The sequence below is a fragment of the Fructilactobacillus sp. X2R5C3 genome (assembly GCF_059901325.1).
This window is the reverse complement of record NZ_JBWXUY010000015.1, coordinates 1-272: the sequence shown is the minus strand read 5'-3', so window position 1 is coordinate 272 and position 272 is coordinate 1. Positions and strand designations below refer to the sequence as shown.

1 protein-coding gene is annotated in these 272 nt (G+C 38.6%); it reads left to right on the top strand.

Features of this window, described 5'->3' with window-relative positions; all coding sequences use genetic code 11:
- Nucleotides 1-272: tetratricopeptide repeat protein (locus AC6UDE_RS06965; protein ID WP_500697027.1), on the top strand; the 272-nt coding region annotated here is incomplete at both ends.

Genomic DNA, 272 nt, shown 5'->3' with positions numbered 1-272 from the left:
ATTTAGGGTTGATTAAACAAGGTGAATTAAATATTTCGTCTGTGAACCTTGTTGAGCGATTAGGGGTAGCGTATGCTAACGCTGGTCATTTTGAACAGGCCATTGGGTATCTTGAACAGATTAAACCAATTGACATGACTCCTGATGTTAAGTTTGAAACTGGATTTACGTATCTTCAACTGAAAGATTATGCTAAGGCAATTGAAATGCTTAAACAGTTGAGAGAGGATGATCCTCAGTATGCTTCCCTATATCCTTACTTAGGTGAGGCC